12 protein-coding genes, 1 tRNA gene and 1 pseudogene are annotated in these 18,724 nt (G+C 68.0%); 10 read left to right on the forward strand and 4 right to left on the reverse strand.

The window, feature by feature from the left end:
- Window positions 1-70: 70 nt before the first annotated feature.
- Window positions 71-2,002, forward strand: a complete 1,932-nt coding sequence (locus tag QRN53_RS01710) for an FAD/NAD(P)-binding protein (protein WP_285242289.1) — start codon at window positions 71-73, stop codon at window positions 2,000-2,002.
- A gap of 86 nt (window positions 2,003-2,088) precedes the next feature.
- On the opposite strand, the gene QRN53_RS01715 is transcribed toward QRN53_RS01710, so the two are convergent.
- Both QRN53_RS01715 and QRN53_RS01720 read right to left on the reverse strand, forming a co-directional pair.
- Entirely contained in the window at window positions 2,089-6,615 is a 4,527-nt protein-coding gene (locus QRN53_RS01715; protein WP_285242290.1) for an ExeM/NucH family extracellular endonuclease, read from the reverse strand.
- A 420-nt stretch (window positions 6,616-7,035) separates the two neighbouring features.
- Window positions 7,036-7,123 (reverse strand) — tRNA-Ser (locus QRN53_RS01720).
- Window positions 7,124-7,233: 110 nt separating this feature from the next.
- On the opposite strand from QRN53_RS01720, the gene QRN53_RS01725 reads away from it, so the two are divergent.
- The 9 genes and pseudogenes from QRN53_RS01725 (at window position 7,234) to QRN53_RS01765 (ending at window position 17,325) form a co-directional block, all read left to right on the forward strand.
- On the forward strand, window positions 7,234-8,217 hold the full coding sequence (locus QRN53_RS01725; RefSeq protein ID WP_285242291.1) for an NAD(P)H-quinone oxidoreductase: 984 nt from the start codon (window positions 7,234-7,236) through the stop codon (window positions 8,215-8,217).
- 116 nt (window positions 8,218-8,333) lie between these two features.
- Window positions 8,334-8,939: a PadR family transcriptional regulator gene (locus tag QRN53_RS01730; RefSeq protein ID WP_285242292.1), complete on the forward strand. Its 606-nt coding sequence runs from the start codon at window positions 8,334-8,336 to the stop codon at window positions 8,937-8,939.
- The gene (locus QRN53_RS01735) at window positions 8,936-9,673 is read left to right on the forward strand and encodes an ABC transporter ATP-binding protein (RefSeq protein WP_285242293.1); all 738 of its coding nucleotides are present in this window, start codon (window positions 8,936-8,938) and stop codon (window positions 9,671-9,673) included. Before QRN53_RS01730 ends, QRN53_RS01735 begins: the two co-directional genes overlap by 4 nt.
- Window positions 9,674-10,542: 869 nt before the next feature.
- A pseudogene (locus tag QRN53_RS21835) lies at window positions 10,543-10,911 on the forward strand (FtsX-like permease family protein); the annotation flags it as partial.
- A gap of 1,795 nt (window positions 10,912-12,706) precedes the next feature.
- Window positions 12,707-15,004, forward strand: a complete 2,298-nt coding sequence (locus QRN53_RS01745) for a carbon starvation CstA family protein (RefSeq protein WP_285242295.1) — start codon at window positions 12,707-12,709, stop codon at window positions 15,002-15,004.
- Window positions 15,004-15,207 carry a YbdD/YjiX family protein gene (locus tag QRN53_RS01750; protein ID WP_285242296.1) on the forward strand — a complete coding sequence of 68 codons (204 nt, stop codon included), beginning with the start codon at window positions 15,004-15,006 and terminating at the stop codon, window positions 15,205-15,207. Before QRN53_RS01745 ends, QRN53_RS01750 begins: the two co-directional genes overlap by 1 nt.
- Window positions 15,208-15,285: 78 nt before the next feature.
- The gene (locus tag QRN53_RS01755) at window positions 15,286-15,912 is read left to right on the forward strand and encodes a bacterial proteasome activator family protein (protein ID WP_285242297.1); all 627 of its coding nucleotides are present in this window, start codon (window positions 15,286-15,288) and stop codon (window positions 15,910-15,912) included.
- A 7-nt stretch (window positions 15,913-15,919) separates the two neighbouring features.
- Entirely contained in the window at window positions 15,920-16,363 is a 444-nt protein-coding gene (locus tag QRN53_RS01760) for a hypothetical protein (protein WP_285242298.1), read from the forward strand.
- 116 nt (window positions 16,364-16,479) lie between these two features.
- The gene (locus tag QRN53_RS01765; protein ID WP_285242299.1) at window positions 16,480-17,325 is read left to right on the forward strand and encodes an aldo/keto reductase; all 846 of its coding nucleotides are present in this window, start codon (window positions 16,480-16,482) and stop codon (window positions 17,323-17,325) included.
- 165 nt (window positions 17,326-17,490) lie between these two features.
- Here the strand turns inward: QRN53_RS01765 and QRN53_RS01770 are convergent, their stop codons facing one another.
- On the reverse strand, window positions 17,491-17,676 hold the full coding sequence (locus tag QRN53_RS01770) for a hypothetical protein (RefSeq protein WP_285242300.1): 186 nt from the start codon (window positions 17,674-17,676) through the stop codon (window positions 17,491-17,493).
- A 104-nt stretch (window positions 17,677-17,780) separates the two neighbouring features.
- Window positions 17,781-18,650, reverse strand: a complete 870-nt coding sequence (locus QRN53_RS01775; protein WP_285242301.1) for a class II glutamine amidotransferase — start codon at window positions 18,648-18,650, stop codon at window positions 17,781-17,783.
- Between the last annotated feature and the right edge of the window lie 74 nt (window positions 18,651-18,724).

Consider the following 18,724-nt stretch of genomic DNA (forward strand, 5'->3'; position numbering starts at 1 on the left):
CAACATCCCCCAACGCTGGCAAGTCAAGCGGTCGGGGCGCCGGCTGTCCTGAGCCCGTACGCTGGATGGCGTGGAATTATCGCAGAGCACCCGGGCCGTCATCATAGGTGCCGGCCCCCGGGGCAGCAGCGTGCTGGAGCGGTTGCTCGCCCACACGGCCGCGGCGGGGCACCCCGTGCGCCTGCGAATCGACGTCGTGGACCCCTACCCGGCGGGCCCAGGGCATGTCTGGCAGCCTGGCCAGTCCCGGCTGTTCCTCATGAACACCCAGTCGTTCTACCCCACCCTGGTGCCCCAGGACCCGTCGCTGCCGGCCCCGGTTGCCGGCACCACGTTCGATCAGTGGCGGCTGCGGCAGCAGCAGGATCCGTTGGCTGCCCTCACCGATGACGAACGGGCCGAAATCGCGGTGCTGGGTTCGCGGGACTTCCCCAGCCGTGCCCTGTACGGCCGGTACCTTCGCAGCACCCTCGCGGACCTGCTGGCCAAGGCTCCAGCCGGCGTCACCATCGAATTCCACGAAACTTCCGCCCTGTGGGTGCGCCCGGCAGCGGACGGAATGTTCGACGTCGGACTGGCCGCCGGCGAAACCATCAGAGCCAACTCCGTGGTGCTCGCGCTGGGGCACATCCCGTCCCGGCTGAACCCGGAACAGCGCGACCTCCAGGACTCGGCAGCGCGGCTGGGGCTGCAGTACTTTCCGCCCGCCGCGCCCGCGGATGTGGACTGGTCCCGGGTACCGGCCGGCGAACCTGTCCTGGTCCGCGGTATGGGGCTGAACTTCTTTGACACCATGGGACAGCTCACCGAAGGCCGCGGCGGGAAGTTCGTCGCCACCGGCAACCGGCTCGAGTACGACCCCTCCGGCCAGGAGCCGCTGATCATTGCCGCTTCCCGGCGCGGCACCCCCTACCGCGCCAAGGCCGCCTTGGACGGCTATTACGCCACCTCCGTCACGCTGCGCTACCTCACGGAGGCGGCCCTCGGGCGGCTTGCCAAGGCAGGAATCCGGCCCTCGTTCGACCATGACCTGTGGCCGCTGCTGCACCGTGACGCCATCTGGGCCTACTACGCCACGCTGGTGCGCTCACAGCCGGGAGCGGTCCCTGATGCCCCGGAATTCCTGGCCGCGCTGGAAGAAGCCCTGCAGCCGCATGCGCACAGCGCCGTGAAATGGGAAGACGGCGTGGACAGCGTCCTTGCCGTCCACGTCGGCCCCAGGCACCGCCTTGACCTGCTGGGACTGGCCGCTCCGCTGGCCGGCCGTTCGTTTGCTTCCCGGGCCGAGCATGACGCCGCCGTGGTGGAGTTCCTGCTCGACGACGCACGCCGCTCCGCGCTTGGTGAGGACGACCCGGTCAAGATGGCCATCGGCGCCCTGCACCACGGGCGCGCCCTCCTCAAAACGGCAGTGGCCGACGGCGGCATCACCGACGAGTCCTGGGTGGCCGGGCTTCGAGGCTGGTTTGAGTCCTTTGTGGAAGGGTTGGCCAGCGGGCCGCCGGCGGTGCGTTCCGAGCAGCTCGCCGCGCTCGCCCGGGCCGGGGTGGTCAGTTTTGTTGGGCCGGACCCCAAATTCGGCGTGGACCGGAAAGCTGCGGAGTTCACCGCTTCCTCACCATGGGTTTCCGGGCCGCCGGCCACGGCACGGACCATGGTGGAAGCGCTGGCCCCGGGCAACCGGGTGTCTGCCAACGATTCCCCCCTCCTCGACCAGCTGCTGGCCGACGGGCTGGTCCGATCCAAGCTGATGATGACCGCCGAAGGCGCCCCGGTGGAGTCCACCGGACTGGACGTGGAGCCCCACCCATACCGGCCGGTGGGGGCCAACGGGACGGTAACGGAGGGCTTGTTCGTGCTCGGGCTGCAGCTGTCCTCGGCACAATGGGGCACTGCAATCGCCGCCGAAGCCCTCCAGCCCGGCGGCCCCGCCTACGCCAGCGGCCAGCGCACGCTCCACGATGCCGACGAAATCGCGGCAGCCATCCTTCGCAGGGCTTGACGCCCAGGTCTTAAATGGCGATGCGCCATCTCTTATGGTCCCTAAACCGGCGGAATAGGGACCACAAGTGATGGCGCATCCTGGTGTCAGCCGCGCAGGCAGGCCCGGTAGGCGGCCATGGCCTGTCCGTAGTTCACCTGGCCCTTGAGGTCCGCAGGCCGCGACGGCTTGACCGGCGGGACGCAGACCGGCTGCGACGGAGTGTCCGCCCCAACCAGGACCGCCGTCTTCACCACGGTGCCGGACTCGACGGCGGTGAGCGCCAGGGTGCCCGTACCGGCAGCGGCACCTGCCGGCACGGTGAGGTTGACCGTGGCGGCGCCGGCCGAGACGGGAACGGTGCCCAGCGCGGTGACCTTCCCGGCGGCGTCGGTGAACTCGGCCAGCAGCGAGGTGTTGGCCGGGCTGCCCAGCGAGGTGAGGTCCAGCTTCGAGACCGCCAGGGTGATGGCCTCTCCGCCCTTGACCTCGGCCGCGGTGGTGTTGACCACGGCCACGGAACGGCGTGCGAAGTCCGGCGAGACGGGGTTGTGGGCCTTCAGGTAGGCGATCCACGCGTCCCGGTCCACCAGCCCGGAGTCCTTCGTGCCTGCGCCGGCGGTGAAGATCCGGAAGTTGTCGCCGCCGGTGGCCAGGAAGCTGAAGGTGCCGATCCGGTAGGACTTCGCCGGGTCGATCAGCGCACCGTTGACCCGGATCGCGGTGATCCGGTCGCCCGCGGCGCGGGCGGCGTCGTAGGTGTAGTTGACGTTCTTGGACAGGCCCAGCTGCTGGTACGCGCGGCTGGGAACCGTGCCGTCCGGGTTGGTCTGCCACTGCTGCTCCAGCAACGTCTTGAACTGCGCGCCCGTCAGGGCGGTGGTCCAGAGGTTGTTCACGAACGGCAGGACCGCGTTGGCCTCGGCGTACGTGATGGTGCCGTCCGGCGCGTAGTAGAGCTCGTTGCGCAGGCCGCCGGGATTGACGACGCCGATCTCGGCGCCGCCCAGCTCGGGTGCCTTCAGCGCGTCCACCAGCGAGTCGGCCACCAGGTTGCCCAGGGTGGACTCGCTGCTGCGGTCATCGCGGACGGCGGGGGAGCCGCCGAACGCGGTGGTGATATCCGCTGTGACCTTGCCCACCGGCTGGTTGCCGATCACGGCGGCGTCCGCGACGGCCTTGTCCACGATGGCCTTGACCGCGGCGACCCGCGGGTAGGCGGCGATCAGGTCCGCGGCCGGATCCGTGCTGCGCTTGACGTTGGCCGCCTTGTAACCGGTGACGGACATTGTCTTGGTGTCGATGGTGAGCTGGATCTGGCCGATGAACTCGCCGTAGTTGCCGGTCTGGACGATCGGGCGGGTCCTGCCGGTCGGCTGGCCTGCGGCGTCCAGGACCGGGGCATCCCAGGCGTACTGCTTGTGCGTGTGGCCGTTGAAGATCGCGGCCACGTCGGGGCTGACCTTCTGGACCATGGCCGCGAAGGGGCCGCCGGCGGCGACTTCCTGCTCCAGGGTGGCGCCTTCGGGCGCTCCGGACCCGGCGCCGTCGTGGTTTTCGACCACGATCACGTCGGCGAGCTTGTCCGCCTTGATCTTCGCGGCGGCCCGGTTGATCGCCTCGACCGGATCACCGAACTCGAGGTCCGCGATGCCGGCCGGGGTGACCAGCGAGGGCACTTCCTGCGTGACGGTGCCGATCACGGCGACCTTGATGCCGTTCAGCTCCAGCACGGTGTACTCGGGCAACACCGGGTCGGTGGTCCCCTTCTTGTAAACGTTCGCCCCCAGGTACGGGAACTTGGCGTTGGCGCCGCCAGCGATGACGCGGTCACGCAGGTCGGCCCAGCCGCCGTCGAACTCGTGGTTGCCCACGGCCGAGGTGCGCAGTTCCAGGCTGTTGAGCACGTCGATGGTCGGCTGGTCCTTGGCCACCGCGGAGGCGAACAGGGAGGCGCCGATGTTGTCGCCGGCGGAGAGGAATGCGGTGACGCCGGGGGCGGCGGCAGCGCGGAGCTTCTCGATGGTGCCGGCGAACTGCACGGTGTTGGAGTCGATCCGGCCGTGGAAGTCGTTGATCCCCAGCAGGTTCAGGTCGACGCTGGCCGGAAGGGCCGTGCCCGCGTTCAGGTCCAGGCCAACCAGCACGGGGTCGTGGTCGCTGGCGCGGAACTGGTCCGGGGCGTAGTAGTCGGTGACGTTGTTGTTGTAGCGGCTGTATTCCAGCGCCACGGATTCCACCGAGTTAATGTTCCAGATGTCCGCGCCGGTGACGGCTGCGTTGGCCGCCGGGGAGGCGAGGATGTGGTCCAGGGAGCCCACCAGGCCGCCGAAGAGGTAGGAGTGCTTGGCGGAGCCGTCGGCGTTCCTGGCCTTCTCGTCCTGGTTGACGTACCCGGCGCCGGTGAGGACGTTGATCGGGTCCTCCTTGGCGTAGGAGTTGAAGTCGCCGATCAGGAAGACCTTGTCCGTGCCCTTGGACTTCTGCAGCTCGTCGGCGAAGGCCAGCAGGGACTGCGCCTGGGCGGTGCGGGCGAGGTTGGAGTTGCCTTGGCCCTTGTCGGTGTCGTCAGGAGTGGCTGCTGAGCCCTTGGACTTGAAGTGGTTGGCGATCGCGATGAACTTCTTGTCATCAGGGGCGCCGGCCGGCTTGAAGACCTGGGCCAGCGGCTTGCGGGCGCTGGCGAAGGCCACAGTGTCGTTGTGGATGATGGACTCGCCCACCGGTTCGGCGGCGGCCTTTTTGAAGATGAACGCGGTGCGGATCATGTCCTCGTCGGACAGCGGGGGCGCATTGGCGGGGGTGCGGACGTAGTCCCAGATACCGGGGGTGGGGATGTTGAGTGCCTCCACGAGCTTGGCCAGGGCGTCATCCCGGTTCTTGCCGAACTGGGCAGAGTTCTCCACCTCCATCAGGGTGACGACGTCGGCGCCGGACTTGGAGATGGCGGCGACAATCTTGTCCTGCTGTCGCTTGAAGTTCTCGGCGTTGGCGGCGCCGCGGACGTTGCAGCCGCCCTGGACGGTGATCGGGTTGCCGACCCGGTCTTTGTAGAACGTGCAGCCGGCCACCTGGTCGCCGGTGGTGGGGAAGTAGTTCAGCACGTTGAAGGAGGCGAGCTTGAGGCTGCCGCCCACCGCCGCGGGGGCATCGGCGCGGGTGGCGCCGAAGCTTGCCGGCTGGACGGTGGCTTTGTTGGCCGCCGTCAGGTGGGTCAGCGGCTGGAACTTCCAGGCATTGTTGGCGTAGCCGAGGACCACGTTGGTGGTGAAGCTGACCGGGGAGCCCACCCGGACCGGATCTGAGGTGGTGAGGTAGGGCAGCACCTCCGCTTTGGTGGAGGCGTCCTTGAGGAAGTTGGTGCTGGACCCGTCGTCGAGCTTGATGCCGCGGGCTGCGTTCCCAGCCACTACGGCGGCGTACTCAGCCGAGCCGTAGGGCGCCACGGCGGTGGGCTGCTCCAGGGCGGTGGTGCCGCCGGCCAGGCCGATCTCGCCGTACTGGTTCAGGCTGTAATTGTCACTGACCGTCATGGGCCCCTGTGGCGCCAGCAGCATGCCTTCCAGCGACTCGCGGAAGGCCTCGCCGGCCGGGAGCGTGAAGACAGTGGGCTTGACCTCGGGTGCGGCTTCGGAGAGCTTGGTGAGGCTTGCTGCCGCCGTGACGTTCAGCTGGGTCATGCCGTAGAACTCGGCTACCGTGCCGGTGACCTGGACGTAGTCTCCGGCCTGGACCGATCCCACCGTGGCGGGGGAGTAGACGAAGATGCCGTCGGAGGCGGCGTGGTTGGTGGCGTTCAGGTCACCGCCGGTGCCGGGAGTCTGGAGGTAGTAGCCGTTCAATCCGCCGGTGGGAAAGGCTGCGGTGACCTTTCCCTTGGTGGTGACGGCCGCTCCTGCCAGCGGGCTTTCGGCGCCGGTGCCCTGGATCTCGGCGATCGTCTTGGCGACGGGGTCCGGCGCCGGGGCCGGGTCCACGGCGGTGCCGCCGGAAGACGTGGGGGTGAGCGTGGCGCTGAGCGTGAAGTCTGCGGCGTTGCTGTTGCTGTCCGCGCCGCCGGTCCGGTTCAGGCTCTTCACATCCTTATTGGAAGCAGGTGCCGCGGCGGCTTTGGTCTCAAAGGTGTTGGAGGTGCCGTAGCCCAGGAGGTCGGCCACGCCCGCGGGCTCCACTACCGAGCCGGTGGAAAGCCCGACGGCGGTGGGCTGCTTGGCGAGCACAATGGTGCCTCCGCTGCCGCCGAAGTTGAGCGCCCCGGTCACGAGGTCCGGTGCGGGCAGGTCGGCGCCGTTGGTGCCGTTGCTCCCGCCCTGCACCAGGAAGTAGCCCTTTGCGGGAATGGACCCCGTCAACGCGGCGACTGCAGTGGGAGCCGCAGTGCCGGTGGCGGGGCGGTACTGGACCGACCAGCCGTTCAGGGAGACGGGAGTGTCGGAGCTGTTGTACAGCTCCACGAACTTGTTCTTGTAGGCGGCGCCGCTGCTGCCGCCGCTCAGGTAGGCCTCGTTGATGACAACGGGGGATGTGCCGGCGGTTGAGACCTCCGCGGCCGCCGGAACAGCGGCCAGCGGGGCTGCGATGAGCCCCGCTGACAGTGCTGCGCCGAGCGCTAACTTCCAGGGTGTTTGATGCATCCGCTCTTACTTTCATTGAGGAGTACCGGGTGGGTGGCCCGGTGGGTGCGTCCATGCTTCATGGATCGGACTGGGCAGGATTGTGCCTGGCCGGATGGTTGTCCAGGCACATGACAACAGCACCGAATGAACGCAAGGTTGCTGGCGCGTGCATTCGGCGGGGCGGTCCCCAGCGGAGCGCCCCGCCGTCCGGCCCGGGCTTTTCCCCAAGCCCGTTCCGGAGATGCTGGTGGCGGGAATGATGCTCGCCGGCAACCCAGTGGTGTGCCGGCAGTCACAAACGATACCCGCCAGTAGCATCGCGTTCAGGTGTTGGAGGGGGCTTTATCCAAAGAATTTACGTATCCGCAACACGGCCGGGCCGGGAGCTTAAAGCAAAAAACCCCTGGCGGCCGGTACCGGCTGCCAGGGGTTCCCTTGCGGAAGGTAAGAGATTCGAACTCTTGGTACGGGGTTACCGCACACTGGTTTTCAAGACCAGCTCCTTCGGCCGCTCGGACAACCTTCCTCAGCTAGTAGTGTTTCATAGGCACTTGCCTGCAACAAAACAGGCCGCGGGCAGGAGCCCGGTGCACACTGGTTGCAGCCAGGATTTGAATCAGGAACGGGAGAAAGTCCATGAAAGCCGTCTACATTTCGGAACCGGGCGGCCCGGAGGTGCTGGAAGTCCGCGACGTGGACGCCCCGGTGCCGGGCCAGGGCGAAGTGCTGATCGATGTGGTGGCTGCCGGCCTGAACCGGGCCGACGTCCAGCAGCGCCGCGGCTTCTACCCGCCCCCTCCCGGTGCCTCCGAAGTCCCCGGGCTGGAAGTATCCGGCCGGATCGCGGGTTTCGGCCCCGGCGTCAGCAAGCCCTTCTCGGTGGGGGATAAGGTCGTGGCCCTGCTGGCCGGCGGCGGCTACGCCCAGCAGGTGGCGGTCCCTGCTGAACAGGTGCTGCGGGTACCCGAAGGCGTTGACCTGGTCACAGCGGCGTCCCTGCCCGAGGTGGCGGCGACGGTGTACTCCAACCTGGTCATGACGGCGCAGCTGCAGCCGGGCGAGACCGTCCTGATCCACGGCGCCACGGGCGGAATCGGCACCATGGCCATCCAGCTGGCCAAGGCGTTTGGCGCCCGGGTTGCAGCCACGGCAGGCACGGACGAGAAAGTGGGCACCGCCAAGGCGTTCCTCGGCGCAGACATTGCCATCAACTATAAGGAAGAGGACTTTCCGGAGAGCCTCCGCCGCCAAAATGACGGCAAGGGCGCCGATGTCATCCTTGACGTCGTGGGGGCCAAGTACCTTCCCCAGAATGTGGATGCCCTGGCCGACTATGGGCGGCTGGTGGTGATCGGCCTGCAGGGTGGCACCAAGGGGGAGCTGGATTTGGGGCTGCTGTTGAAGAAGCGCGCGGCCGTGGTGGCCACGGCCCTGCGGCCACGGCCTGTGGCAGAGAAGGGGGCCATTATGAGCGCCGTCCGGGAGGCGGTGTGGCCGCTGATCGTCGATGGCAGGATCCGCCCGCTCGTCGCCAAGACCTTCCCGCTGGATCAGGTCAGCGAGGCGCACCGGTACTTCGACAGCGGGGACCATGTGGGCAAGGTCCTCCTGGTCATGTAGGACCTAGATACTCAGTATTGCCATGGACCGGACCGCCCATTACTGTTGTCCATACGCGGTATGCACGAGTCTTGGGGGCTCGTGCATACCGGTAGACACCAGCCCGGGGGAGCACAATGTCCATACGCCACAGCCTTCTCGCCTTGCTGCAGGACCAGCCGCGCTACGGCTACCAGCTGCGGGTCGAGTTCGAGAACCGCACCGGAGCCACCTGGCCCTTGAATATCGGGCAGGTGTACACCACGCTGGACCGGCTGGAACGCGATGCACTGGTGGCCAGGGACGGCGACGACGGCGAGGGCCACGTGGTGTACAGCATCACTCCGGCCGGCCAGGCCGAGGTCCGGAGCTGGTTCGCCGCGCCCGTCGAGCGCAACAACCCGCCCCGCAACGAGCTGGCCATCAAGCTGGCGCTCGCCGTGACGCTGCCCGGCGTCGACGTCCAGGCCATCATCCAGGCCCAGCGCGTGGCTTCCATCAGGGCCCTGCAGGATTACACCAAGGCCCGCCGCGACACCGCGGCGAACCAGCGTGCGGCGGACACCGCTTGGCTGCTGGTGCTTGACTCGCTCATCTTCCAAACCGAAGCGGAGGTCCGCTGGCTGGACCTCTGCGAGGCCAGGATGGTCCAGCAGGCGCAGTCCGCCGCTGCGGCCGGCGCCCGGAAGACGCCCAACGGGGCCATGGAAGATGCCCCGCTGAACGCGGATATCCGCCGGTGAGCGTGCAGGGGCCGCAACAGGTCCTCGAGCTCGCGAAAGTCGGCAGGACCTTCGGCGAGGGCGCGACGGCGGTCGCTGCCCTTCGCGATGTCGACCTCACCATCGACGCGGGGGAGTTCGTCGCCGTTATGGGCCCCTCGGGCTCCGGCAAGTCCTCCCTGCTGGCGCTCGCCGGTGGCCTGGACCGCCCGACGTCGGGCGCTGTCTTCGTGGAATCCACACCGCTGGCGGGGCTGGGCCTGAACGAGCTGGCCCGGCTGCGCCGGCGCGCGGTGGGTTACGTGTTCCAGGACTTCAACCTCGTTCCCACGCTGACCGCCGGGGAGAATGTGGCGCTGCCCCTGGAACTGGACGGGGTCCCGGCCCGGAAGGCGCACCGGCAGGCAGCTGACGCGCTCCGGCAGGTAGGCATTCCAGAGCTCGCGGACCGGTTCATGGACCAGATGTCGGGCGGCCAGCAGCAGCGGGTGGCCATCGCCCGGGCCATCGTTGGCCAACGCCGGCTGATCCTGGCCGACGAGCCCACCGGCGCCCTCGACTCCACCACCGGCCAGGGGGTCATGGAGGTCTTGCGGTCCCGCGCCGACGCCGGCGCCGCCGTCATGCTTGTCACCCATGAGGCGCGGCATGCCGCCTGGGCTGACAGGGTGGTCTTCCTCCGGGATGGCCGGATCATCGACCAGGCCGCCGCCATGCACGACCCCACAATGCTCCTCACCCAGGCCGGACTCTGATGCCGCTGGACCTGGCTCCGGCGCCTAGTGGGCGGCGGAGCAGCCTTCGGGTTGCCCTGCGGCTGGCGCGCCGCGACATCGGCCGCCACAAGGGGCGGTCACTCCTGATCATCCTGCTGATCATGGTGCCGGTGGCCGGGATGACCGGCGCCGCCACCCTCTACCAGAGCTCCCAGCGGACGCCAGCGGAAATCGTGGACTACGAACTCGGCGGCACCCAGGCCCGGTTCAGCGCCCTGCCGGTCCCAAGCTCGGATTCGCTCCAGGACCCGCTCAACGACGCCATGGTGGCCTCCAGCACCGGCCGCTACGACCCGGATTTCAAGCCGGCCGACCCCCGCGATGTCCTTCCCGCCGGCTATCAAGTCCTGCCACAGCGCCAGCTGCAGCTGACCACCGGGGTTGGGGCAGCCCTGGTAGCACTGCAGGGCAGGGAGGTGGACGCACTCAATCCGGCCTTCGCCGGCAAGTTCACGCTCCTGGACGGCCGGCCCCCGCACGGCGGGGCGGAGGTCCTCGCCTCACCCGGGCTCATGGCCCGCTTCCACCTCACCTTCGGCCAGGAAATCACGACGTCGGCAGGAACCTTCGTCCCGGTGGGCACCATCCGCGACGCCGGCTCGGCTGACGGCAACAGTTTCCTGTACCTGCAGTCGAACCAGGTGCCGGCGAACCTCGCCCCCGGACCGCAGGCCCATCTGTCAGTTTCGTATTACCTGGTGGGCCCTGAGCCTGTGACATGGGATTACATCAAGGACGCCAACAGCAAGGGCGTGGCCGTGCTGTCACGCAGCGTGGTCCTGGACCCGCCGCCACTCGATCAGCGCGTCGTCCCGGGTTCGCAGCCCCGCGACGACTCTTCCGCCTTGATGGCCGTCTACGCCACCTTCGGCCTGGTCGGCGCGCTCGCACTCCTGGAGGTGGGCCTGCTCGCCGGCGCAGCGTTCGCCGTCGGTGCCAAGCAGCAGGTGCGCGAACTGGCGCTCCTGGCTTCGTCAGGGGCGGAAAGCACCACCATCCGCGCGGTGGTCACGGCGGCCGGACTGTGGCTTGGCGGCATCGCTGTTGCCGCGGGAGCCGCGGTGGGGCTGGGGGCCGCTGCCGTCGTCGTCCATCTGGTCCGACTGACCGGATCCGTCCGGCTGGCGGGCGTGCACCCGGACGTCCCCATGACCCTGGCCGCTGCTGCCATGGGCCTGGCGGCCTGCGTCCTCGCCGCCATGGTGCCGGCCCGGCAGGTGTCACGCCAGGCGGTACTTGGCGCGTTGAAATCGGGGCGGGCACCGGCTCCGAAGACGCGGCGGTCCACTGTTGCAGGTGCCGTGGCCCTGGTGGCTGCGGCGGTGCTCCTGCTGGCCGGCTGGGTGCTGGGCACGTCCACCACCGATCCCGACCAGCGGGCCGCCAAGCTGCCGCTGGTGGTCACTCTCCTGATCCTCGGTGCCGTGTTTGGCGTTGCCGGCCTGGTCATGGTCACCGGCTGGCTGGTCCTCCGCCTGACGTCCCGCACCCGGTGGATGACACTGTCCTTCCGGATGGCGGCACGGGACTCGGCCAGGAACCGGGGACGGAGCGTCCCCGCGGTCGCCGCGGTCCTGGCAGCCGCGGCGCTGGCCAGTGCCGCGATGGTGCTCTCGGCCAGCCAGCAGGCGGGGCTGCGGCAATCGCACTGGTGGGGCGGACTGGAGAACCAGGCCTCCCTGCCGCTGGTGGTGGATCCGCCGATGGGCGCCGGTGGCAGCAGGCAACCGCCGGTGCACGTGGACGCCTCCGCACTTTCCGCTGCCGTGGCCGGCGCCTTGGGCACGGTCGAATGGACCCATCCCATCACCGCCCCGGAAAGCACCCGCACCTGTGCGGACGGTCAGTCCGACCCTGGGTTGCGGCCCCGGACGTCCTCGTCCAACTGCCTGCAGTACTCGCTCGCCCTGCCCGAAGCCAACGCGTGTCCGCGAACCCCGCAGGGGAGGCTGGCGGATCCGGGTGACTGGCGGTGCCGCGGTTCGATGACCCTTCGGTCGACCTACGACGGGACAGTCCTGGTGGGAGGCGAAGACGACATTCGCGCCGTGCTGGGCCGGGACGCCACCCCGGAGGCCATGGCCGTGCTGAACGCCGGCGGGATGGTGGTGACCAATCCGGTGTTCGTCAGCGATGGGAACGTGCTGCTGCAGGCACAGGACGTTAGGACCCATGAGGCGGCGGTTCAAGGGCCAGGCGCGGTCCCCGCTACGGTCAGCAGCACGCCGCTCGCCGCGGCAGTGCTCGAGCCCTTGGTTCCCGTCCCCTACTACGGCGTCGTGTCACCCGAAACGGCGCAGCGGCTTGAGTTGCACCCGGAACCAGCGGCCCTGCTGGTCCAATTGGCCGGCGCCCCGTCCGAAGCGGAAACGGACGCCGCATCCGCCGCGGCGGCATCGGTCTACGGGTTACCGGGAATAACCTTCCGGGCGGAACCGGGTATCTCCCAGGGCGGCCAGTGGACCACCTGGATCATTGTCGTGGTTAGTGCACTCATAACCTTCAGCGCCGCGGGCATTACCACCGGCCTGTCGCTGGCGGACGCCCGAACAGACCATGCAACGCTGGCCGGGGTGGGCGCCGCGCCGAGGTTGCGAAAGGCCCTGGCCGGGGCCCAGGCCCTGTTCACCAGCGGCGTCGGGGCGGTGCTGGGAACGCTGGCAGGAACCGTTCCCGCCCTCCTCCTGGTGCTCTCCACGGACCTGCGGACCGCCGTCGAGATCCCGTGGCTGCCCCTGTCCGTCCTGGTGGCGGCGGTGCCGTTGACCGGTGCTGCCCTCGCCTGGGCCCTCACTCGTTCCCGGCTGCCCATGTCACGGCGCGCCCTGGGGTAGGAACCGGATTCCGCGGCCTTCCGCCGCATGCCTCCGTACCTGTTTCCCGCTCGTTCGTCGCCGGTTCGCCGCCGCTCACCGCACAGTCCCGAGCCGCACCGTGCACCGCCGTCCCTGCCCGCCGGGGCATTGGTAGGGTGCCGGGTAGCAGAAGCGGGAACACTCTCAAGGAGGAGACATGGCCGGAATACCGGACCAGCGGAAGGACGGTACCCGGGCGGAGGGCGGGCTGGCGACAGACCCGGATCTCCCGCCGCCCGCCGTGGACCAGGCAACGCTCGAGGCCGAAGACCGGAAATGGACCCCCGCAAAGATCGCAATGTGGGTGGCGATCGCCCTGCTGGGCGGCGTCGCCTGGTTCATGCTGGCCATTGTCCGCGGTGAAACCGTCAACGCCATCTGGTTCGTCTTCGCTTCAGTGTGCACCTACCTGATCGGCTACCGCTTCTACTCCAAGGTGATCGAGCGATACATCACCAAGCCGGACGACCACCGTGCCACCCCGGCCGAGTACAAGGCCGACGGCAAGGACTACGTCCGCACCGACCGCAATGTACTTTTCGGCCACCACTTCGCTGCCATCGCCGGCGCCGGCCCGCTGGTAGGTCCTGTCATCGCCGCCCAGATGGGTTACCTCCCCGGCACCATCTGGATCATTGTCGGCGTAGTCCTCGCCGGCGCCGTCCAGGACTACCTGGTCATGTTCTTCTCCATGCGCCGCGGCGGCCGCTCGCTCGGCCAGATGGCGCGCGAGGAACTGGGCGTCATCGGCGGCACGGCCGCCCTCATTGCCACCTTGCTGATCATGGTGATCATCGTGGCCATCCTGGCGCTCGTCGTCGTCAATGCCCTGGGCGAAAGCCCGTGGGGTGTGTTCTCCGTCGGCATGACCATCCCGATTGCCCTGTTCATGGGTGTCTACCTCCGCTACCTGCGCCCCGGCAAGGTCATGGAAGTCTCCATCATTGGTTTCGTCCTGCTGATGGCAGCCATCATCGGCGGCGGCGCGGTGGCCGGTACCGAGTGGGGCGCCGCGTTCTTCCACCTGGACAAGGTGACCATCGCCTGGGGCCTGATCATTTACGGCTTCATTGCCGCCATCCTGCCGGTGTGGCTGCTCCTGGCCCCGCGCGACTACCTCTCCACCTTCATGAAGATCGGTGTGATCGTGATGCTCGCGCTGGCCATAGTGGTGGTCCGGCCTGAAATTACCGTCCCGGCCTTCAGTGAATTCGCCGGCCGTGAGAACGGGCCCGTGTTCTCCGGCGCCCTGTTCCCCTTCCTGTTCGTCACCATCGCCTGCGGCGCGCTCTCCGGATTCCATGCCCTGATCTCCTCCGGCACCACCCCCAAACTGATTGAAAAGGAACGGCAGGCCCGGTACATCGGCTACGGCGGCATGCTGATGGAATCCTTCGTGGCCATCATGGCGCTCGTTGCGGCCATCTCGATCGACCGTGGCCTGTACTTCGCCATGAACGCCCCCGCGGCGCTTACCGGCGGAACCGCGGAGACGGCAGCCGCGTGGGTCAACAGCCTGGGCCTCAGCGGCGTGAACATCACCCCGGGCCTGCTTAGCGAAACGGCCGCGAACGTGGGGGAGCAGAGCATTGTGTCCCGCACCGGCGGTGCACCCACGCTGGCCGTGGGCCTGGCGCACATCATGCACCAGTTCGTGGGCGGGACGGCCATGATGGGCTTCTGGTACCACTTCGCCATCATGTTCGAGGCACTATTCATCCTCACCGCCGTTGACGCCGGAACCCGGGTGGCCCGGTTCATGCTGCAGGACTCGATCGGCAACTTCGTCCCCAAGTTCAAGGAAGCCTCCTGGCGGCCGGGCGCCTGGCTCTGCACCGCCATCATGGTCGCGGCGTGGGGTGCCGTGCTGCTGATGGGCGTCACCGATCCGCTCGGCGGCATCAACACGCTGTTCCCGCTGTTCGGCATCGCCAACCAGTTGCTCGCCGCCATCGCGCTGGCCGTGGTCCTGGCCATCGTCGCCAAACGCGGAACCTTCAAATACCTCTGGATCGTTGCCCTGCCGCTGGCCTTCGCCGCGGTGGTCACCATTACCGCGAGCTACCAGAAGATCTTCTCGCCCGTTCCGGCCGTGGGGTACTTCGCCAACAATGCGGCGTTCAGCAAGGCGCTCGCGGACGGCAAGACCGAGTTTGGCACGGCCAAGACCGTGGCTGCCATGGAGGCCGTGGTCCGCAACACCGCCATCCAGGGCTGGTTGTCAGTGATCTTCGTGGTGCTGAGCATCATCGTGATCGCCACGGCGGTACTCGCTACGGCCAAGGCGTTCCGTGACCGTGCCTCCGGGACGGCCACCACGGACAACGAAGACCCCGCAGTGCCCTCCCGGGTGTTCGCTCCCGCCGGCCTGGTCCCGACGGCTGCCGAGCGCGTGCTGGGCGCGGAGTGGGACAAGGTGCCCGCCGACGCCCGCATGGAACGGGCCGGACACTGATGAGCACAGGCATCACCGCGGTGGCCAATGGCTTCCGCGGGTTTGCGCGCTACCTGGGCGGTGTCATGGGCGCGGATGCCTACGCCAAGTACCTTGAGCACCACAGGGCCTCCGGGCAACAGGAAGCACCGCTCAGCGAGCGGGAATTCTGGCGGGACCGTACGGACCGCCAGGACAGCAACCCGCAAGGCAGGTGCTGCTGATTGAGCCCGCAGCGGACAAGGCGCACGAGGCGTTCCTGGGGTGGCACCGGGCCCGATGGCGCATGAGAGTATGAACGCATGAGCGATCCCAATGACACTCAGGCAGCTGAGGACCTCCCGGTAGAAGGCACCCCCGTTGAGGACGACCCGTCGCCGCTCCAGGCACCGCTGGGAACGGACGGAAGGCCGCAGCGCAGCAGCCTGCACGACCTTGTTGACGAGCCGGCCAAGGTGATGCGGATCGGCACCATGATCAGGCAGTTGCTGGAAGAGGTGAAGTCCGCACCCCTGGACGAGGCCGCGAGGGGGCGGCTGGCCGCCATCCATAAGCGTTCCATCAAGGAACTCGAGGACGGCCTTGCCCCCGAGCTGGTGGCTGAACTGGACAGGATCAACCTGCCGTTCTCCGACAATGTCACCCCCTCGGATGCTGAACTCCGCATCGCCCAGGCCCAGCTGGTGGGCTGGCTGGAAGGCCTGTTCCATGGCATCCAGACGGCCATCGCAGCGCAGAACGCTGCCCGGGAACACGCTGCGGCACAGCTGCAGCTTCGCCAACTGCCGCCTGGCACCATGATTGCGCCCGGCGTCGTCATCGGTGAAAACGGTGAGCCCCAGCGGGCGCCGGCCGGGGCACGCCCGCCCGCGCAGGGCGCGCCCAACCAGCGTGACGACCCGGACCACGGTCCCGGGCAGTACCTGTAGGCTCCGCTTGGGCTTTTTCAGCGCCGCCAGGCAGGGGCGCAAAGATGATGCCGAACTTGGCAAGGGGTTGTGGCGCCGTGCGCACGACCGCTTTCACCGGGGTTTGGACCGCTTCCACCAGGTGCTGGAGGGGGTGGAGGACGACCAGCTGTACGGCGAGCTGGTGGAGATTGCCAACCAGCTCGCTGCGCTGCTGCCGCGTGTCAGGGCAGTCTGCGTGGAAGCGCAGCGGCGTGCTCCCAGCGACGGCCTGGACATTCCCGCCGCACTGTCCAACGTCCACAGGTCCCTGTCAAAGGCAGGAAATTCACTGGCAACCACGGCGGAAGCTGCGGCTATGCTTCGGCTCGCCGTGGGGCCGGTGCCGGTGGGCGCCGCGTCCGTCCACCGCCGCGCCGAAGCGGTCTTCCAGCAGGTGGACGACGCCGAGCGGCAGCTTCACGGGGGATAGGCCGGGCGGGTGCCCAGGAATATTCCCAATTTGGAAGCCTACTTTTCAGTTAAGCGTCTGGCTGACAGAGCCCGATTTCGCAGCGTTGGGCTCCCGGGTTTTGGCAGGATGCACTTATGACTCTTTCACCTACCTTGACTTTCAACGACGGAAACACGATCCCCCAGCTCGGCTACGGTGTGTGGCAGGTTGAGGACGATGTGGCTGAAAAGGTTGTCCGCCAGGCGTTCGAAGCCGGCTTCCGCCACATTGACACGGCAAAGATCTACGGCAACGAGGCAGGCGTGGGCCGCGCCATTGCCGGCTCCGGCCTCTCGCCCGAGCAGATTTTCGTTACCACCAAGCTGTGGAACGCGGACCAAGGATACGAGTCGACCCTCGCCGCCTTCGAGGAGTCCATGGACCGCCTTGGCCTCGAAACCCTGGACCTGTACCTCATCCACTGGATGCAGCCCAAGCAGGACAAGTATGTCGATACCTGGAAGGCGCTGATCGAGCTGCAAAAGCGCGGGCGCGTCAAGTCCATCGGTGTCTCCAATTTCACGGCAGAAGGCCTGCAGCGCCTGATCGACGAAACAGGAGTGGTTCCGGCCATCCACCAGATCGAACTGCACCCCTACTTCAGCCAGCGTGAACTGAGGGCGTTTGGAGCTGACAAGGGCATCCTGACCCAGGCCTGGTCCCCGCTGGGCCAGGGCGGCGAGCTGCTGGAGGACCCCGCCGTGGCGTCCATCGCGGCCAAGCACCAGGCCACACCGGCGCAGGTTGTCATCGCCTGGCACCTTGCGATCGGCAACGTGGTCATCCCCAAGTCGGTAACCGAGTCCCGCATCAAGGAGAACTTCGCAGCCCTTGAGGTCTCCCTGGACGCCGATGACGTCGAGGCGATCAACGCCCTGGACCGGACCGCCGGCGGCGAGGGCCGCATCGGACCCGATCCTGCCGTTTCCGACTTCCAGTAAGCCCGCGGTTCCACTATTCCGCGACGGCGGCCCACGGCCTCACCCGGCCGGTGGACTCCCGCCAATCCAACGTCAGCCCGTGCTGCCGGCAACCGCCAGGCAGCGCGGGCTGACGCCTTTAACGCGGCCGGGCGCCCCCGCGCTGCGTGTTCCTGTTCCGGCCGGTCAGGCAGCGATTCTGACCGGCTGCACGCTCACGGCGTCCACCACGACCCAGCTGTCCTCGCCCGTGCACTGCCTGCTGGCGAAACGCTCCGCCTCGACCAAGGTGTCGAAAACCTCGGCGCGGGCACGGCCACAGTCGGCGTCGAAGTAGGTGACGTGAAATTCCTGAACGGTTTGGTTCTCCATAAATCCAGTGTGCAACCGGGGTCTGACATTCCGTGGAATCAGGCCCGCGTGTTGTCCTCCGGCCCGAAACCACGGGAGTGGCCGGGCCGCGGCAGCGGCTGCCATCACGGCTTTTGGGACGCTGCAGCCGATGGTTCAAGATCGGCCAGGGTCAGCAGGTGCGCTGGATGTTCCGGAAACGGGAAAGTGGCCGTTATCGCCAGCGACGGACCCACATGGACCAGCTCCCCGGGCGCCAGGGCGCGCCAGCGCGGGTTGTCGTCCATGGGCTCGGTGGCGAACAGGACGTGCGGCGACAGGGACAGATCCGTGCTGCGGGAGTGGATCCGCGGGCTTCTGGCGTCCAGCGGGGCCGCTGGGGCCGGTTCGGCGGCAGGGTTCCTTTCCAGGATGTACAACTCGTGGCTGGCCGGGTACCGGAGCGCCCAGAGGTCGGTGGCAGTGGTGATGATGAGGTTCAGGCTGTAGACCGGCAGCTCCGCCGAGATCCACTCGACGGACCGGACGATGCCCTCCCCGAGGTCGCCGCCCGCCCCGCGGGTATGGGCCGTGATGAGGGCGAACAGCCGCTCACTGTCCGTCTGGCCCTGCACCAGGTCCGCAACCCCCAGATCGGTGAGGTGGTGGTCAAGGCGGTCGATGCCGGCGAAGGCACCGTTATGGGCAAAGACCCGCCCGTCCTGCATGAACGGGTGCGTGTTCACCACGGTTCGCGCACCGGTGCTCGCGTACCTGACGTGGGCCAGGAAGGTGGTGCTCCGCAGTTCCCGTGCCTCGCGGGCAAACGTGTGGTCCTCCCAGGCGGCCAGCGGCCTTTTGGTCAGCCTGGCCCGGCCATCAGCGTCGAAGGTCCCGATGCCGGCTCCATCGGGCTCGCGGCGGCTTTGCTCGGTGAGGCTGTCCGGGGCATCCAGCAGCCAAAATGTCGCCCGGACGGTCCGCGGACCGGCGTGCAGCCCGAACAATCGGCACATGGCGCGTCCTCCCGGGCCGCTAGATGAGTAAGTCCTATTGCGTAGGACGGGTGAGAAGCCTTTTAAAGTAAAGC

The sequence above is a fragment of the Pseudarthrobacter sp. fls2-241-R2A-127 genome, from assembly GCF_030209355.1.
Taxonomy (GTDB): Bacteria; Actinomycetota; Actinomycetes; order Actinomycetales; family Micrococcaceae; genus Arthrobacter.

What these genes read in the sequence shown, in the direction of transcription:
- QRN53_RS01715 (WP_285242290.1), bottom strand. Translation starts at nt 6,615, where the DNA reads ATGCATCAAACACCCTGGAAGTTAGCGCTCGGCGCAGCACTGTCAGCG.
- QRN53_RS01725 (WP_285242291.1), top strand. Translation starts at nt 7,234, where the DNA reads ATGAAAGCCGTCTACATTTCGGAACCGGGCGGCCCGGAGGTGCTGGAA.
- QRN53_RS01730 (WP_285242292.1), top strand. Translation starts at nt 8,334, where the DNA reads ATGTCCATACGCCACAGCCTTCTCGCCTTGCTGCAGGACCAGCCGCGC.
- QRN53_RS01745 (WP_285242295.1), top strand. Translation starts at nt 12,707, where the DNA reads ATGGCCGGAATACCGGACCAGCGGAAGGACGGTACCCGGGCGGAGGGC.
- QRN53_RS01750 (WP_285242296.1), top strand. Translation starts at nt 15,004, where the DNA reads ATGAGCACAGGCATCACCGCGGTGGCCAATGGCTTCCGCGGGTTTGCG.
- QRN53_RS01755 (WP_285242297.1), top strand. Translation starts at nt 15,286, where the DNA reads ATGAGCGATCCCAATGACACTCAGGCAGCTGAGGACCTCCCGGTAGAA.
- QRN53_RS01765 (WP_285242299.1), top strand. Translation starts at nt 16,480, where the DNA reads ATGACTCTTTCACCTACCTTGACTTTCAACGACGGAAACACGATCCCC.
- QRN53_RS01770 (WP_285242300.1), bottom strand. Translation starts at nt 17,676, where the DNA reads ATGGAGAACCAAACCGTTCAGGAATTTCACGTCACCTACTTCGACGCC.
- QRN53_RS01775 (WP_285242301.1), bottom strand. Translation starts at nt 18,650, where the DNA reads ATGTGCCGATTGTTCGGGCTGCACGCCGGTCCGCGGACCGTCCGGGCG.